The sequence below is a fragment of the Sporosarcina sp. FSL K6-1522 genome (genome assembly GCF_038622445.1).
Classification (GTDB): domain Bacteria; phylum Bacillota; class Bacilli; order Bacillales_A; family Planococcaceae; genus Sporosarcina.
This window is the reverse complement of the sequence record NZ_CP152019.1, coordinates 1,727,869-1,743,817: the sequence shown is the minus strand read 5'-3', so window position 1 is coordinate 1,743,817 and position 15,949 is coordinate 1,727,869. Positions and strand designations below refer to the sequence as shown.

The 15,949-nt window shown below is 42.4% G+C and carries 15 protein-coding genes; 1 reads left to right on the top strand and 14 read right to left on the bottom strand.

What is annotated here, in order from left to right; genetic code table 11:
• Positions 1–40: 40 nt before the first annotated feature.
• From MKY34_RS08455 to MKY34_RS08405, 11 genes are all read right to left on the bottom strand, one after another.
• On the bottom strand, positions 41–694 hold the full coding sequence (locus MKY34_RS08455; RefSeq protein ID WP_342514744.1) for a sugar transferase: 654 nt from the start codon (positions 692–694) through the stop codon (positions 41–43).
• A gap of 1,107 nt (positions 695–1,801) precedes the next feature.
• The gene (locus tag MKY34_RS08450) at positions 1,802–2,617 is read right to left on the bottom strand and encodes a ZIP family metal transporter (RefSeq protein ID WP_342514743.1); all 816 of its coding nucleotides are present in this window, start codon (positions 2,615–2,617) and stop codon (positions 1,802–1,804) included.
• Between the two features lie 470 nt (positions 2,618–3,087).
• Complete coding sequence (locus MKY34_RS08445) at positions 3,088–3,822, bottom strand: sulfite exporter TauE/SafE family protein (protein ID WP_342514742.1); 735 nt, start codon at positions 3,820–3,822, stop codon at positions 3,088–3,090.
• Positions 3,823–3,857: 35 nt separating this feature from the next.
• The gene (locus MKY34_RS08440; RefSeq protein ID WP_342514741.1) at positions 3,858–4,535 is read right to left on the bottom strand and encodes a response regulator transcription factor; all 678 of its coding nucleotides are present in this window, start codon (positions 4,533–4,535) and stop codon (positions 3,858–3,860) included.
• 15 nt (positions 4,536–4,550) lie between these two features.
• The gene (locus MKY34_RS08435; RefSeq protein WP_342514740.1) at positions 4,551–5,912 is read right to left on the bottom strand and encodes a HAMP domain-containing sensor histidine kinase; all 1,362 of its coding nucleotides are present in this window, start codon (positions 5,910–5,912) and stop codon (positions 4,551–4,553) included.
• A 285-nt stretch (positions 5,913–6,197) separates the two neighbouring features.
• Positions 6,198–7,673, bottom strand: coding sequence for a multicopper oxidase domain-containing protein (locus MKY34_RS08430; protein ID WP_342514739.1), 1,476 nt, complete (start codon positions 7,671–7,673; stop codon positions 6,198–6,200).
• A 98-nt stretch (positions 7,674–7,771) separates the two neighbouring features.
• On the bottom strand, positions 7,772–8,050 hold the full coding sequence (locus tag MKY34_RS08425; protein WP_342514738.1) for a glutaredoxin family protein: 279 nt from the start codon (positions 8,048–8,050) through the stop codon (positions 7,772–7,774).
• Positions 8,051–8,113: 63 nt separating this feature from the next.
• Positions 8,114–10,525, bottom strand: coding sequence for a heavy metal translocating P-type ATPase (locus tag MKY34_RS08420; protein WP_342514737.1), 2,412 nt, complete (start codon positions 10,523–10,525; stop codon positions 8,114–8,116).
• A 125-nt stretch (positions 10,526–10,650) separates the two neighbouring features.
• Positions 10,651–10,851, bottom strand: coding sequence for a copper chaperone CopZ (gene copZ / locus MKY34_RS08415; RefSeq protein ID WP_342514736.1), 201 nt, complete (start codon positions 10,849–10,851; stop codon positions 10,651–10,653).
• Between the two features lie 81 nt (positions 10,852–10,932).
• Positions 10,933–11,220 (bottom strand): metal-sensitive transcriptional regulator, encoded by a 288-nt coding sequence (locus tag MKY34_RS08410; protein ID WP_342514735.1) that lies wholly within the window; start codon positions 11,218–11,220, stop codon positions 10,933–10,935.
• 46 nt (positions 11,221–11,266) lie between these two features.
• The gene (locus MKY34_RS08405) at positions 11,267–11,911 is read right to left on the bottom strand and encodes a nitrite reductase (RefSeq protein ID WP_342514734.1); all 645 of its coding nucleotides are present in this window, start codon (positions 11,909–11,911) and stop codon (positions 11,267–11,269) included.
• Positions 11,912–12,164: 253 nt separating this feature from the next.
• On the opposite strand from MKY34_RS08405, the gene MKY34_RS08400 reads away from it, so the two are divergent.
• Positions 12,165–12,848 carry a zinc transporter family protein gene (locus tag MKY34_RS08400; protein WP_342515217.1) on the top strand — a complete coding sequence of 228 codons (684 nt, stop codon included), beginning with the start codon at positions 12,165–12,167 and terminating at the stop codon, positions 12,846–12,848.
• Between the two features lie 72 nt (positions 12,849–12,920).
• Here MKY34_RS08400 and MKY34_RS08395 read toward each other — a convergent pair whose 3' ends face one another.
• From MKY34_RS08395 to MKY34_RS08385, 3 genes are read right to left on the bottom strand one after another with little or no spacing between them, the layout of a single operon-like run.
• Positions 12,921–13,979 (bottom strand): NAD(P)/FAD-dependent oxidoreductase, encoded by a 1,059-nt coding sequence (locus MKY34_RS08395; protein WP_342514733.1) that lies wholly within the window; start codon positions 13,977–13,979, stop codon positions 12,921–12,923.
• A gap of 15 nt (positions 13,980–13,994) precedes the next feature.
• Positions 13,995–14,945 (bottom strand): ABC transporter substrate-binding protein, encoded by a 951-nt coding sequence (locus tag MKY34_RS08390; RefSeq protein WP_342514732.1) that lies wholly within the window; start codon positions 14,943–14,945, stop codon positions 13,995–13,997.
• Between the two features lie 22 nt (positions 14,946–14,967).
• Positions 14,968–15,900, bottom strand: a complete 933-nt coding sequence (locus tag MKY34_RS08385; protein WP_342514731.1) for an ABC transporter substrate-binding protein — start codon at positions 15,898–15,900, stop codon at positions 14,968–14,970.
• Positions 15,901–15,949: the final 49 nt, after the last annotated feature.

Sequence of the window (15,949 nt, the reverse complement as noted above, 5' to 3'; positions counted from 1 at the left end):
TAGTTTATTGTAGAATTTCTTGCCCTTTTCATATTCATTCTCAATAAGCCCCTTTTCCCTTTATGACCGTTACGATTGTCGCTCTAATAATCTTGAAATCTAGCAACAGGCTCCTATTATTAACATAGTAAAGATCGTATGCTATTTTCTTGCCATGATTGATTTCAGATCGTCCATTCACTTGTGCATACCCTGTAATCCCTGGTTTAACAAGTAAACGCTTTGCCTGTTGGTTGCTATATAGATTTGTAATTTCCGGTATTTCTGGCCGCGGTCCAACAATGCTCATATTTCCTATCAAGACATTCAGAAGTTGCGGCAACTCGTCCAAACTATATTTCCGTAATATCTTTCCAATTGCCGTGACGGCTACATCATCTGCTGTTTTAAAAAGAAAATTGTCGGGAACACCTTCTTGCCATTCATACTGATGCCTGCTGTCCGCTTGTTTCGTGGCTTTCATCGTACGAAACTTAAAAATCGTAAAGGGTTTATTATCAATACCCGTTCTTGATTGGGCGAAAAAGACTGGTCTACCTGAAAACAAGATAATCGCAATCGACAATAAGATGAGCAAAGGCAGTAAACAAATAAGAAGCAGTAAACTACTCACAATATCAAAAATCCTCTTTCCATAATGATAGCGATACATAATGGGCGTTCTTACATCTAAACGACGATGCAACTTTTCCACTTGCGGCCCCTCCATATTCTTCGTTGGTTTCATCATATTAATAACAATCAAACTCTTTCGTTGCCCATAATCTTGGACTCTATTAATCACTTGTTACACAGTATAAGCAGCTAGCATTCAAATTATGCCAATTATCTTCATTCAGCGAAAAATGCCCACCTCAATAGGTGGCGAGATGAATGCGGTTTTGTTTTACTGTTCAGTGGGTGTTCGAACACCCGCTGAACGAAGATAAGCCTCCGGCGGATGTCACAGATTTTTAGGGGAGCTTTTCGAGCGAGCTCGAAAAAAAATCTGGACACAATTACGCCGAAGCGTAATTGATTTATCGGCTCAAAAAAACGACCCCATCCGAAGATGAAGTCGCCTCTTAAGTGATTTTTTATCGCACACCTATTGATTAGCTATTACTTAACATTACTGAGAAATGCTTTACATCTTCATTTTCCCTGAACGATTTCTGCTCCACTTTTAGCACGTGATTCGCGATAGCTTTAGGGGAGGAATCAATTCCTTCTGTTTAAATGGCGAGTATGTCTAGAAATACTCATTTTCATAATGCTATTGCAAATCAGTACCTGTCGCGTCTCTCCAATCGTTCAGTGAAAAATGCGGTTGCTCGGAAAGAAAAGAATAGATAATCTTCTATAGAGAGTGTAAGTGCCCGAAGATACAATTTCGGGCACTCTTGCACGTTGTACAATGCATTCCTTCTTTACTTGTAGCAAGGCTTAGGCTTCTTAATATGACAAGCCAAGTAGAAAGTGAAAACGCCCAAACGATTACAACAGAAAAAACCATTACAAAGACTTCTGCGGCCAAAACTGTATCTTTGGCCGCTACTCTAAGTAAAAAGTCAGCAATTCTTTCTTCCTAAAAAGTATTTGCACTTTGTATACCTGGAATTTTGGAGCGCAACGGATGAACAATCATCATACGATTATCGAAAAAAATGTGTAGGGATGTGACTCCGTCACATCCCTACACATAAAAACACCTCGATAATGATATAGAATTTGTTCAATCCAATACAATCTAAAAGCCATTGTATACAAAATGCCTAGTGCACGGTTTTATTTGTTTTTTGGCTAATCAACAGACGTGCTTTTATCCAAATGCTACGTCCAAAATCATCATGACCGCAAATCCAAGCATTAAACACATCGAAGCTAAATCCTTATTACCATTTTCCTGCGAACCTGGGATCACTTCTTCGACAACAACAAAAATCATTGCGCCCGCCGCAAAACTTAAGGCAAATGGTAAAATCGGTGCCATGAGCGTAACGGCCAAAACCCCAATAACGGCAGCGATTGGCTCTACTGCTCCTGAAGATTGACCATACAGAAACGCCTTTTTACGGGACATCCCATCTCTCCGCAAAGGCATGGAAACAGCCGTACCTTCGGGTAAATTTTGAATTCCAATTCCGACCGCTAACGCAATCGCAGCAGCTAGTGACGCCGATGGAAAACCAGCAGCCACAGCACCAAATGCAACACCTACAGCTAACCCTTCAGGAATGTTGTGCAGTGTAATGGCAAGCACAAGTAGTGTGCTGCGGCGCTTCTTTTCAGGATGTATGCCCTCAGCTTCCTTCATTGACGAAGTTGGATGCAAATGCGGAATGATCTTATCAGCTAGCCACAAGAAGAACCCACCTAACAAAAAACCTGACGCAGCGGGGAACCAGGATGGAAATGGTCCACTTTCCGCCATCTCAATCGCCGGTGCCAGCAACGACCAAAAACTAGCCGCAATCATCACACCCCCTGCGAAGCCCAGCATACCGTCCATCAGCTTTTGATTCACCGTCTTCGTCGTAAAGACCAATGCCGCACCAATCGCAGTCATTCCCCAGGTGAATAAAGTCGCGAGCAAAGCTTGGTAAACGGGATCTAGCCCCATAAAAAATTCAAGCATCCTATTCTTCCTCTCTCTATGAGTTGTATCTTTTGATTTTTCATTATATTGTCATTGTATGCTACGAGTTTCCCTAACGCAACATTTTAAAATAAGTTGGGAGTTATGCACTCCTATCAATTACGCCTCGGCGTAATTGCGTCCAGATTTTTTTCGAGCTCGGGGCCTACAGAATGTAGGCCATGCAGGCGTTGCCAATCGAACTGCGAAGGGTTCGATTTGCCATGTTTCTGCGCTTTTTGCAGAAGTTAAGGCACCTTTCTTTGGACGTGGCGACCTTAGCCTGCGTACCTCTATCATTCAGCCGGCGTTTGAACACCCACTGAACAGAAAAACAAAACCACATTCATCTCGCTACCTATCGAAGTGGGAGTTTTCTGTAGCAGACGCTTCGCTTTCAGTACAAAAAGATTTGTTGAATGAAGATAAAAAATGCCCTACCGCATCAATTTCAGCGAATAGGACACTGTTCAAACTCCCCAAAAAGTAAGCGTATCGAATAAGCCAATGATGACCAAAAGGATACCCGCAAAACGTTGAATCGCACTCCCAACTTTTCTGCTTCGCTTCATAATCAAACGCTTTTCATCAAACAACCAGATAAGCGCCCATAATAACAGGAGCGGAACTGACGTTGCAATGCCGAACACTGCCGGTAAAACCAAACCATAAGAAGTCGTCGCCACGACGGGCATTAGCCACAAAAAGAAAATCACAAACATCGTTGGACAAAACGCTAAGGAAAAACTAGCACCCAACAGAAAAGAGCCAACCTTTCCTCCGCGCATCCGCATCGGAATACGCGCTGTTAGTCGATGTAAAAACTCCAACTTGAGAATACCTAACAGGACAACCCCCGTCATCATAATCAACGGTCCAATCCCTTTACGAAATAGCGAAAAATACTCCGTCATTTTCGTCTCAAACGATCGGCCAAATAGCCAAGCGAGCAAACCAAGCAAGCTAAAAACCACTACTTTTCCAGCGATAAAAAAAGCGATTTCCGACCAATTATTTTTCATTTGAACCGTTCGATTACCATAAAACGTTATCGCACTCATATTCCCCGTTAACTGACAAGGCGCAACCGCCCCGATGAAACCTAACAGCAACGCAAAGATCAGTGGCTCACCTGCAAAAGCATGCATCAGCCCCGTGAGCGGTTCACTAATTGTTGCACTTAGTTTTGATAGCCATCCATACATCTTTCAAGCACCACCTAGTTTGTTATACTGCTTACTTAACTCCACTTATAGCCAATGCCCCACACGGTTTTGAGGAACGCATCAATCGGAAATCCTTTATTTTTCAACTTTTCTCGTAAATTACGAATATGCGAATCCACTGTGCGAATATCCGTATATGTGTCAAATTCCCATGCAGCATGCAATAACTCTTCGCGTGTAAATGTCTTTTTTGGCCGTGCGATTAACGCCTCGATAATATAAAACTCTTTTAAGGTCAGTTGTGCTGTAACAGCGTTGTATTGTATGGAGTACGTTTCTTTATCTAGCTTGAAATCACCATAAACAATCTTGTCACCCGCTAACGCATCGTCAGGAAAACGCCGTAACAACGCTTGGACTCTCGCTGTTAATTCTCGTTCGTCAAAAGGTTTTGTCATGTAATCATCCGCGCCTGTACCAAGCCCCTTCACAACATCGAGCTTATCTGATCTCGCCGTCAACATAATAATCGGGACATCCGAAAATGCGCGTATTCGTTGACAAACTTCCCAGCCGTCCATTTCTGGCATCATGACATCTAATAATACAAGGCTGACCTTTTCTCGTTCAAGTGTCGCCAATGCCCGCTCTCCACTCGTCTCCTTCAAACACCTGAAGTCTTGTGGCATTAAAAACAATTCAATTAGATCCAGCATTCGCTGTTCATCATCCACTAGTAAAATCGTCCGCATACGCTTACCTCCTTCTTACAATATGACCGTAAACGTACTCCCTTTTCCTACACTACTTTCCACTTCAATACGCCCACCATGCGCCTCAACAAGTTCCTTCACCACCGCCAAACCAATACCTGATCCGCCAAATGTCCGAGAGCGCGATTTTTCAACACGATACAATTTCTCAAAAATAAACGCCTGCTCCTCTGCTGGAATGCCCATGCCAAAATCGATCACACGAATCACCGTTTTCCCCTTTTCAAAAAAAGCCTCCATCGTAACCGTTGTCTGTTCCCCTGAATACTTCAAAGCATTATCCAATAAATTCAGCACAATTTGCTCTAAACGAAGCGGGTCGGCTTGGATTTGGAAATCCTCGTCACATCGAACCACCAGCTGGATATGCTTTAGCTTAAAAGAAGGCTCCACCAACCGTTGGAGATCTTCCAGAAATGGACGTGCTTCAAAACGTTCTTTTGTTACCGTAAACGTTGTTTCATCCATTTTGGCTAAATCCAATAAATTTTTCACAAGCTCTTTCATACGATTAGATTCTTCCGCAATAATTTCCAAGTAATGCTGACGCTCTGACTCCCTTAACTCCTGTCGCATCGCAATTTTTGAATACCCCATTAAATACGTTAGCGGGGTACTTAATTCATGGGCGATGGATGCGAGAAATTCATTGCGCTCGGTTTTTAGCCTTTCCAAATCTGTCGCAAGCTTTTGAATCGAGCTGGATAGCTCCCCAAGCTCATCGTTCCCTACAGCTGGAAGACTGACATTGAAATCACCGTTACTGAGCTTCTCCGTCGCTTCCTTCATGCGAATTAACGGACGTGTTAACAATTTAGAGAGAATCGCATAAATGATGAATAGCACAACAAAGCTCGTTACGCCCGCCAGACCAAAGTGTAGGTTTAGCTTATCTACCAGCTGTTCAATCGACCGAGTGCTTTGAAACATCACCACATACCCCGATGGACCTGATGCGATTTGATAAGGATGCACACTCACAATGTACGGCGTCTTCTTCCAATCATCAATGACAATGCCTTCCGTATCTGTACCCAGCTTGCTCACAAGTGCTAGCGTTTGTGCAAGTATCGGATTGTCGTCATCGGAGCTACCGGCTAAATTACCTGCATGATCGATAATGACCACTTCCCGATCACTATTCGCCTCCATCCAGGCAATATGTTCAATCGTCGTCGCTGAATAATTATCCTCTAACACATCCCGATGGTTGGCCCCGCTCGCGAGCAACCGAGCATATTCCTCATCCGTTCTAGCCTCAATAATGTTTTTATGCAAATATAAAATCAAAGACACTTCCATAATCAATACAGCGATAAAAAAGTAAGTGGCCAACTTGATGGATATTTTGTTCATCTACTGCTCACCTCTTTTCCGATGTGACAAAAAGGTGAGCACTTATAACTCGTTAGTGACTCACCTTTCGTCCTTTTATCCCGCATTAACGGGCAGTAAGACTCCCACCTCAAGACTTAAGGGAAACGAAAAGGATAGGTGGGAGATCAACTGCCCGTAAAAGCCCGATTGGTTCGGGCCAACATGACGTTGGTCATACAAGCGTTGTCACAGGACGTGACGCCTTTAGCTTGTATTCCCCCAATCAGTGGGGGATGAGGCCCCCCTACTGATTGAAGTTTCACTTTATTCTACCTGCACTTGTCCCATCATCCCATTTTCTTCATGTTCAAGAATATGGCAATGGAACATGTAGACACCTTTATGTTTAAACTGCACGGCTATTTTTACAGTCTCGTCCGGTGCTATTGCGAAACTATCTTTCCAACCTTGCTCATTTTCCGGTGGTTCTTGTCCATTTCTAGACAGGATTTTAAATTGCGTCCCATGGATATGGAATGGATGAATCATGCCGCCCATCATATCCGGTTTATTGTAAATCTCCCATACTTCTGTCATGCCTTGTTGCTGCGTGAAATCAATGCGATTCGGGTCAAATTTCTTACCGTTTATCGTGACATGCTCCATCATGCCAAATAACTCGATTTTCTTTGTAACAGGCAACGCTTTTTCTTCTGCTGTCACTGCAAAATCATTCATCTTTTCTTGCGCTTCATCAGTCGTACCCTCTCCGTCTAGCACTTCAAACGGTAAAAGAATGGCCCCTTCTTCATTAGTAAGCGCCAAATCCTTTGCATTGATTTGTGAAAAATCAACGATGATTTCCGCACGTTCGGAAGGGGTTAACGTCACTTCATTCAACATCACCGGCTTATTCAAAAATCCGCCATCTGTTGCAACTTGAACAAACGAGTCTCCACTATTCAATTTAAAGGTGTAATTCCGCGCGTTGGAGCCATTTAACAAGCGCAGACGCACTTTCTCTTGCTTGACAGCCAATTTCGGATTCACCGTCCCGTTGATCAATAACGTATCTCCGATTGTGCCATCTGAATTCATCACAGCCTGATAATTCAGTTGCTTCTTATCGTCAAATGTTCGGTCTTGAAAAATCAACGGAAAATCGTTCTTGCCATAGTCACTCGGCAATCCAAGATTTTTCGAGTTATCATCCTCAATGTAAATCAAACCCGCCAATCCGTAGTATACTTGTTCAGCCGTTTTACCGATTGGATGTGGGTGGAACCAAAGTGTCGCTGCTTCCTGTGTCACTTCAAATTCAAGGATTTTTTCTTCTCCAGGCGCTAGGACACTATGTGGGCCACCATCTGCTTCCCCCGCTACTTCTAACCCATGCCAATGAAAGGTCGTATCCTCTTCCAACTCATTGATCGTTTTAATTTTTACGGTTTCGCCTTTTTCCAAGCGAAGCATCGGACCTAACATCGACCCGTTATAGCCATACGTATTTGTTTGTATGCCGTCAAATATTTCCGTCGACCCTTGCTGTGCTCGGACTGTATATGTGACGTTTTCCTCTTGATTCGCTTTCAACATCATCGGTATGATTAATGCATTTTCTCCTGTTGAATTGTTCAAAGCCTGAACTTCGTCATGGCTCATATGTTCATTTTCCATCATGTCGTGATCCATCGCTGCATGATCGACCTCTTCTTCATGGAATTGCGCTTTGTCTACGCCGCAACCACCAATGATCAATGTACCGAGCACCAATGTCACAAACTTTAGTCTGAATGTCATCGCATACTTCTCCTCTTTTCTTGTTGACTTCTTTTGTAGTGTAACAAGAAAATATCAAAAAACTATGCACGACTGAATAAGCCATTCCGCAAACCATTTCAGTTGTTGAGCATCTCCACAATTTCCTCATAATTCATCTCAAAACCAATTAGCACTTTCGGTTTGCTCATCCATCCGCACAGTGATTTATCCTTAAATACGAATGTCGGCACCATTCTTGCACCTGATAATTTGATGAGCGTTCGTTCTTTCTCTGGCTCTTTCGATAAATCATGATCGATATACAAAATATTATGTTTGGCAAGATACGCTTTTGCATCTTGGCAATCCGAGCAAGTCGGCCTTGTATATAATTCAAGGTGCATGTTCTTCATCATAAATCATCCTTCCTACATAAATCGAAAGCCATGCAGAATCTCTCCCGCATGGCCTTCTCTTTTTTATAATTTTACTCGCTGTAAACGCAATGCATTCAAAACAACGGATACCGAACTAAACGCCATCGCCGCACCGGCAACCCACGGAGCCAACAAGCCAATCGCTGCGATTGGGATGCCAACTGTGTTGTAGAAAAATGCGAAGAATAGGTTTTGTTTAATATTACGCATCGTTTTACGGCTCATAATAATCGCATCTGCCACGCTGTTTAAATCGCCGCGCATTAGCGTAATATCTGCCGCCTCAATCGCAATATCTGTCCCAGTTCCGACTGCCATTCCGATATCAGCCATGGCAAGTGCTGGTGCGTCATTGATACCATCACCGACCATGGCCACTTTCTTGCCTTGGTCTTGTAACTTTTTAATTTCATCACTTTTTTGTTCTGGTAACACTTCTGCAATGACATTTGTTAAGCCGACTTGGCGCGCAATCGCTTCGGCAGTTCGTTGGTTATCTCCTGTCAGCATAATGACTTCCAGACCCAATGCCTGCATTCTCGCAATTGCTTCTTTCGATGTTTCTTTCACTGTATCCGCTACTGCTACGACACCTGCAAGCTTTTGATCGACAGCAATTAACATCGCCGTTTTTCCTTCACTTTCCATTTTCTCCATCGTAGCATTCGAGTCTAACAATGCAATCTTACGCTCATTCATTAATCGTCTTGTACCGACTAATACTTCTTTACCGTTGACTTCAGCCTGAATACCATAGCCAGGTATGGCTTCAAAGTTCGTCACCTCAAGCAATGACAAGCCTTTTTCTTTCGCTCCCAAAACAATCGCTTGTGCGAGTGGATGCTCAGATTGATTTTCAGCTGTTGCGACTAATTGCAGTACTTCATCTTCTACAAAGCCTTCCGTCACTGTGACATCTGTTAAAGCAGGCTCCCCTTTTGTTACTGTTCCTGTTTTATCTAACACGACAGTGTCAATTGAGCGTGTGTTTTCCAAGTGTTCGCCGCCTTTAAACAACAGTCCCATTTCAGCCGCTCTACCTGAACCTGCCATAATCGACGTTGGCGTTGCCAAACCTAGCGCACATGGACAAGCAATCACCAAAATCGAAATCGTTGGAATCAAAGCCGAACGGAAATCGCCTGGAGTCACTGCAAAATACCAGATGAAGAATGTTGCCACTGCGATCACGACAACAACTGGTACAAAGACACCTGAAATTCTGTCTGCTAATCGTTGGATTTCAGCTTTCGAACCTTGTGCTTCTTCAACTACTTTGACAATTTGTGCCAACGCTGTATCTTTCCCGACTTTTGTTGCTTTGATTTGCAGTGATCCATTCTTATTAATGGTTGCACCAATGACAACGTCACCCGCCACTTTATCGACTGGAAGGCTTTCACCTGTAATCATCGATTCATCAATAGCCGAACGTCCTTCGATAATTTCACCATCTACCGGAATCTTTTCACCCGGCTTCACAAGGATGATATCTCCAGTAACGACTTGTTCAATTGGTAATTCGATTTCAGCGCCATCTCGTAATACTCTTGCTGTTTTCGCTTGTAGGCCGAGCAACTTTTGAATCGCTTGACTCGTTTTTCCTTTGGCACGAATTTCAAATAATTTCCCAAGGACAATCAATGTGATAATAACTGCGGATGCTTCAAAATATAATTCGGGACTGCCGACTTTCCCTGTATTCATCCATTCAATCGACAAGTACAAACTGTAGAAATAAGCAGCGCTCGTACCGAGTGCAACTAAAACGTCCATGTTGGCACTTTTATTGCGTAGTGAATTAAAGGCACCTTTGTAGAACTGCGCACCGATGTAGAATTGAACTGGTGTTGCGAATGCTAACTGTACCCATGGATTCATTAAAATCGCAGGCATATAAATGAAGGATAAAAACTCAAAATGTGCCACCATCGTCCATAGCAATGGAATCGTTAAAATTAATGAAAAGATAAACTTGTTCTGTTGCTTTTTAATTTCCTGTTCTTTATGATCCATCTTGTCTTTATTATCTTGCTTCGGCAATAATTCATAGCCCATTTTCTTAACAGCCGTCATCATATCCGTCGTTGCGACTTGTTTACTGTCATATTCAACAGCAATTGTTTCCAGTGCAAAGTTAACGCTGGCACTCGAAACACCTTCCATTTTATTGATACGCTTTTCGATTTTCGTCGCACATGCCGCACATGTCATACCCGAAATATCGAAATCGACTTTATCTTGAATAACGCTATACCCAAGTTTTTCAATTCTTTCTGTAAACTCTTTCACATTTGTTTGGGCTGGGTCATAGGTAATCGTTGAACGTTCCAATGCATAGTTAACGTTTGCTTTCTCAACACCTTCAATTTTTGAAAGCCCTTTTTCAATACGATTGGCACAAGCTGAACACGTCATGCCATTAATTTGTAATGTTTTTTCTGTTGTTGCCATGTTATCTCTCCTCCGATACTTGGTGGGGGTATATTATTTTCAAAAAGAAGGACTATACCTATCAAGAGGTATAATCTCCTCCACCGCTTTATACCCCCACGTGGTGTAAGCGGACATGCAATTAATTAAACAAGATCGTAACCTTGGTCTTCAATCGTTTCTTTGATTTGCGCCAATGTCGCTGCGTTATCGTATTCTACCGCAACTTCTTTGTTAGCAAGATCCACTTTTACAGCAGAGACACCTGCAAGCTCTCCTACATTCGTTTCGATTGAATTCACACAATGCCCGCATGACATACCTTCTACTTTTAAAATTTCTTTCATGTTAAAAACCTCCTGGTTGATTATTGTTTTTAATTTAACATACCCTGTATAGGTATGTAAAGAACTACGCTCCACATTTTTTTACTTCGTCATTGTTTTCATAACATCCATCAATTCTTTAATGGCCGCTTCACCGTTCTGCCCTTTAATAGCATTGACGACACAGTGATGCGTATGATCTTCTAGCAGCGCTAACGAAACCTTATTCATGGCTGATTGAATCGCGCTAATCTGGTGCAAAATATCGACACAGTAACGATCATTCTCGACCATTTGATGAACGCCTCTTACTTGCCCTTCTACACGCTTTAAGCGATTCAGCAATTGTTGCTTATTGGGTTGAACTGTTTTTTTCGTTGTTTCCTCCATGATTTCGCCTCCTTGAGCGGGTCCATATATACCCCGTACCCCTATATTAGCATTTTACATGAAGTAGGTCAATCAGTTCACTCTTGAGATTCTCAACCCCAAAACGATTAATAAATTTGAAGAAAGGTTCCCTTTTCTTTCCTTGTTCTGCATACAGCGCAATGATTTTATCTACAGCCACATACAATTGTTCAGGCTCTAGTTGCGTGAGCAATAAAGTGCCCGTTGCTGCATCAAAACCCTTTGCTTTACCACCAACGTATAGATCATAGCCATTTCTCATCTTCATGACACCAATATCATTGACTAGCGGTTCACCGCAACCAATCGGACATCCTGTATAAGCAGGTCGTAATGTAAATGGAACGGGCTGTCCTGCAATCCGTGCATTGAGTTCCTTCGCAACAGGCATTCCTTCTTGCTCTGACCCTTTACAAAAATTGCACGTCCGCAAGCTTTTTACAAAATTGCCGACTGGATAACAAGCTAAGCCAACTTCCTCAAACCGCTCCGTCATCTCCGCCACTTTACTTTCGGCGACTTCAATATAGAGTTGCTGGAACGTTGTCACCTCTAGCTCATCGCCTTCATTCATATAGGCTGCAATGACCGCGAGTTGCTTCGCATTCAATTTTGAGCCGAATGCAATACCGCCGTTGACAGCTAGTTTAACCATTTTCTCCATGTCCATCCTCATTTCTTTGTGCTTACAATCTCGGATTCTTCAATTTGATGGTTGATCGCCTCATATACGGGTTGGGGGTATAAAGATTTCAAAAAAATATGTTGCTATCTTTCTTGCCCTATCAACACCTCTAATTTACTATACCCCCCTATTGTATGTCAAGAGTAAAAAGAAAGATACATTTTGCTAAGTCGCTCACATGGTGCATATAGTAGCTTTACAATGATTACAGATTGGGAGGCAACAACCGTTGAATGCCATGATACTTGGTGGATTTCTATTTATGAGTGTCAGCGCAGGAGGTACCTTTGCTTGGCTCTTCTCTAAAATTTTTCAACAAACGACGCACGGATTATCGTTGTTATGCGGTGGTTTTTTAATCGGATTGCTTACCCTCGATATTCTACCAAATGCCTTACAAGTATACCCCCCCTTCGGTATTCTTCTCGGCGTTCTGATTGGCTATCTATTATTTCGAGTGCTTCACAATCTATCCCATCCAACGAATGCTAAAACGCCATCGCTTTATTTACTCACTATCGCACTTTTGCTCCACACAATCCCACTTAGCATGACAATCGGAAATGTATTAGGAGATTCGACTTTTGGCGTCGCAATCACAACCTCTACCATTCTCCATCACCTGCCGGAAGGCTTCGCTCTGACAACAGCGCTATTAGCGCAGGGCAAGAAGATATGGAGCTTGTTGCTTATTTTTATCAGCCTCTCAATATGCTTTAGTGTCTTCATTTGGATAGGTCATTACGTAAATCTCTTAGACAAGGTACAGGGGATATTAATGGGCGTTTCCATTGGTTTAATTGCGCTGACAAGCATCTCTGAGTTTATTCTACCTAACGGTCGTGCTCTAACTATCAGATCATTTTTGACGTATATCCTCATGGGGTATCTGTTGAGTTGGTTGTTTCATTTGATTGTATGACAAAAACGACCTCATCCAAAAATGATGAAGTCGTCTTCATTTTATAATCTACTATGCCATCATCCAAACAAGTTAGCCTTTCACCGCATACAAATGCTTCACTATTTCACGGTTTTTCTCTTTAAAAATATCGTTATGCGAGGACACCATACCATGCCCATAAGCATCCGGTGTGATATATTGCTTCGCTTTATTGACCGCATTGGCCGCGTCTTGAAATGCCCCTGCGATTAAATGAAGCTTGCCTTCATGACTCAAAATATCCCCTGCTGCAAAGAGCCCAGGTACTGATGTTTCACTCATCGGGCTACCCGCAATCCCATATTCATCCGCCATTTCAATGTTTAAGCCACTATTTGACGTCAACTCTTTATCACGATCGTAACCATGATTAATAATCACATCATCAACAGCTAATTGAATCGTCTTTCCATCCTCACTGCTCAGCAACTCCACTTGCTCAATGCTTTCATGATCACTTGCCGCGATGAGTTTGTGAATAGACGTATTCAATAAACACTCAACAGAACTATTAAATAGCCGTGATACTTCTGCCTCATGCCCTTTCAACATGTCTTTCCGATACGTTAGGTAAACCTTTTTCGCAATGGGCTCCAATTCATTTGCCCAGTCAACAGCCGCATTGCCACCACCAGAAATCAAGACCGTTTTTCCTGTAAAACGTGCCAGCGATTTTACCGTATAATGCAAATTGGACACTTCAAAGCGCTCAGCACCTTCAATTTCCAATTTTGTTGGGTTCAAGATTCCGCCACCAACAGCTAAAATAACCGTTTTGGATAAATGCTTTTGGTTTGTAGATGTCTGAATAACAAAGTATCCATCCTCGTCTTTGTTAATCGACGTCACTTTTTCACCTAATACGAGCTCGGGTTCAAACGTTAAGCCTTGCTGAACGACTTGTTCAATTAGTCGTTCACCGGTAACAGGTGTAAGTCCCCCTACATCCCAAATCATTTTTTCTGGATAAACATGCACTTTTCCACCTAAATAAGGTTGATATTCGATAATTTTTGTTTTCATTTCCCTTAAACCACTATAGAAAGCAGAGTACAGTCCTGCAGGGCCACCGCCAATAATCGTTACATCATATAGCTGTTCTGAATTCATCATCAAAACCCCTTTTTACTTTGTCTGATTTTCTTTACTTCTGTCAATCAGCATGTCTACAAATAAGTCAATTTGCTCATAAATTGCAATCGGGTCGTATCGATAATACGTGTCGAAATCATTGTAAAATACTTGATTATTTTTCATGGCATCCAGCCCTTGCCAAATCGGCGAGTCCTTTAAGGCGTTCAACGCCTCTCCTCTTTTTTCAGGATCATAGGCCGTCAAAAACATGTAGTCGGCCGCATACTCTGGTAATACTTCCATAGACAGCTGAAGGGTTTGTTCTGCAGTGCTATTTTCATGGGGCATGTTCAATTCCAGCGCATTATACAACGCCTGTCCACCACGTCCCGCATTATCGCCAAAGATCCATAGATCGCCTTTATCCGTTAATTCATAAAGTCCAAACGTTGCATCGGCAGCAATAATACCCGCAAGCTTTTCTCTGCCCTCTTTTGCTTTCTGATCAAATTTGCTGATGAATTGCGCGGCCTCTTCATGATTACCCGTAATATCCTCAAATATTTTGACCGTTTCTTGAATATTTGTCGCTGTCCCATATGGAATATGAATGGTTGGTGCAATTTCCGAAAGCTGCTCGTAATTTTCATCATACATCACAACAATTAAATCTGGTTCCAGCTCCAACACTTTTTCAACATTGACCGGCTGACCAATTTCAACCGCATCTTTTAATAAATCTTTAATAAATGGATTATCAAATGCTGTCGGTTCGACACCTATGACATTTGCGCCAACAGACAGTAACTCCCCACCGTAAAAGTCTGTGACAATTCGCAACGGCTTTGAAGGGATTTCAACAACTCCCTTAGCGGTCTCAAACTCCCGTGTTTCGATGGTTTCCGGCTCCTTCTCTGTAGATGAAGGCTTGTTACAAGCCATTAGCACTGAAGCAAGCGTGGCTAATATAGCGACCAGCATAATTACTTTGGATTTTTTCATCATTCGCTATCTCCTCTAGTGATTATTGATTCCCTTTCACCAATACATCCGCAATTTCTTCCGCTTGATACAGGGCTGATAGAGGATCTGAGTTAAAATACTTTTTAATATCAAATGCATACACGCGATCATTTTTTACTGCATCTAACGTCGTCCATGTAGCTGGCAAATCCAGTGCATCACTTTCTTCATTCTTCATCGTAATGACATATTCGCCAATATAATCACCGACTGTTTCCCAAGAGACATCTAGACGTCCTTCTTTTTTATCGATAATATCGCTCTGAACGCGTGCAGGTGGCGTGAGCCCTAACAATTTATAAACCGCTTTACTGCCACGTTCTCCTTGATCACCAATGATCATGACATTTTTCTCGAAAGTATAGTCGGCAATCGTAACCGTTGCCCCTTCTGGAATAACACCTTTAATCTTCTCTTTGGCAGCCGCTACACGCCCATCGAATTCAGCTAACCATTTCTTCGCATCCTCTTGTCTATTCAAAATATCGCCCATTGCCGTAATTTCCTCATGAATGGTGTCATAATTCGATGTGTCATACACAACTGTAGGGGCGATTTTAGCATAGCTCTCAGCTGCTTCTTGATCCCACGTAATAATCAAATCTGGTTCAAGTTCCAATATCTTTTCCAATGAAACCGTACCATCTTTACCAATATCCTCTACTTCAGCCGATACGAGCGGCTTTAAAAATTCCCCAAAATCCGTTAAAGTCGATGGTGCCCCTACTGGCATAAGCCCCACAGCCATCACTTGTCCAAGATGCCAATCGACGACAACGCGTTCAGGATGCGCAGGTACTTCAACATCTCCCATTATTGTAGATATCACCCGTGTTGTCTCACTACTTGTTTCCTTATCTGTCGGTTTCTCTTGCTCGTCACTTTCAGCTGAACAAGCACCTACTATGAACATCAAACACAGCACGAATGCCATCCTCGTAACCACTTTGAACTGCAGTAGCATTTCTACTCATCTCCCTTAA

Excerpts from the sequence above, each read along its gene's own strand:
- MKY34_RS08420 (WP_342514737.1), bottom strand. The coding sequence starts at position 10,525 with ATGGCAACAACAGAAAAAACATTACAAATTAATGGCATGACGTGTTCA.
- MKY34_RS08395 (WP_342514733.1), bottom strand. The coding sequence starts at position 13,979 with ATGAATTCAGAACAGCTATATGATGTAACGATTATTGGCGGTGGCCCT.
- MKY34_RS08430 (WP_342514739.1), bottom strand. The coding sequence starts at position 7,673 with ATGACATTCAGACTAAAGTTTGTGACATTGGTGCTCGGTACATTGATC.
- MKY34_RS08400 (WP_342515217.1), top strand. The coding sequence starts at position 12,165 with ATGATACTTGGTGGATTTCTATTTATGAGTGTCAGCGCAGGAGGTACC.
- MKY34_RS08445 (WP_342514742.1), bottom strand. The coding sequence starts at position 3,822 with ATGTATGGATGGCTATCAAAACTAAGTGCAACAATTAGTGAACCGCTC.
- MKY34_RS08390 (WP_342514732.1), bottom strand. The coding sequence starts at position 14,945 with ATGAAAAAATCCAAAGTAATTATGCTGGTCGCTATATTAGCCACGCTT.
- MKY34_RS08450 (WP_342514743.1), bottom strand. The coding sequence starts at position 2,617 with ATGCTTGAATTTTTTATGGGGCTAGATCCCGTTTACCAAGCTTTGCTC.
- MKY34_RS08435 (WP_342514740.1), bottom strand. The coding sequence starts at position 5,912 with ATGAACAAAATATCCATCAAGTTGGCCACTTACTTTTTTATCGCTGTA.
- MKY34_RS08425 (WP_342514738.1), bottom strand. The coding sequence starts at position 8,050 with ATGATGAAGAACATGCACCTTGAATTATATACAAGGCCGACTTGCTCG.
- MKY34_RS08440 (WP_342514741.1), bottom strand. The coding sequence starts at position 4,535 with ATGCGGACGATTTTACTAGTGGATGATGAACAGCGAATGCTGGATCTA.
- MKY34_RS08405 (WP_342514734.1), bottom strand. The coding sequence starts at position 11,911 with ATGGACATGGAGAAAATGGTTAAACTAGCTGTCAACGGCGGTATTGCA.
- MKY34_RS08385 (WP_342514731.1), bottom strand. The coding sequence starts at position 15,900 with ATGGCATTCGTGCTGTGTTTGATGTTCATAGTAGGTGCTTGTTCAGCT.
- copZ (WP_342514736.1), bottom strand. The coding sequence starts at position 10,851 with ATGAAAGAAATTTTAAAAGTAGAAGGTATGTCATGCGGGCATTGTGTG.
- MKY34_RS08410 (WP_342514735.1), bottom strand. The coding sequence starts at position 11,220 with ATGGAGGAAACAACGAAAAAAACAGTTCAACCCAATAAGCAACAATTG.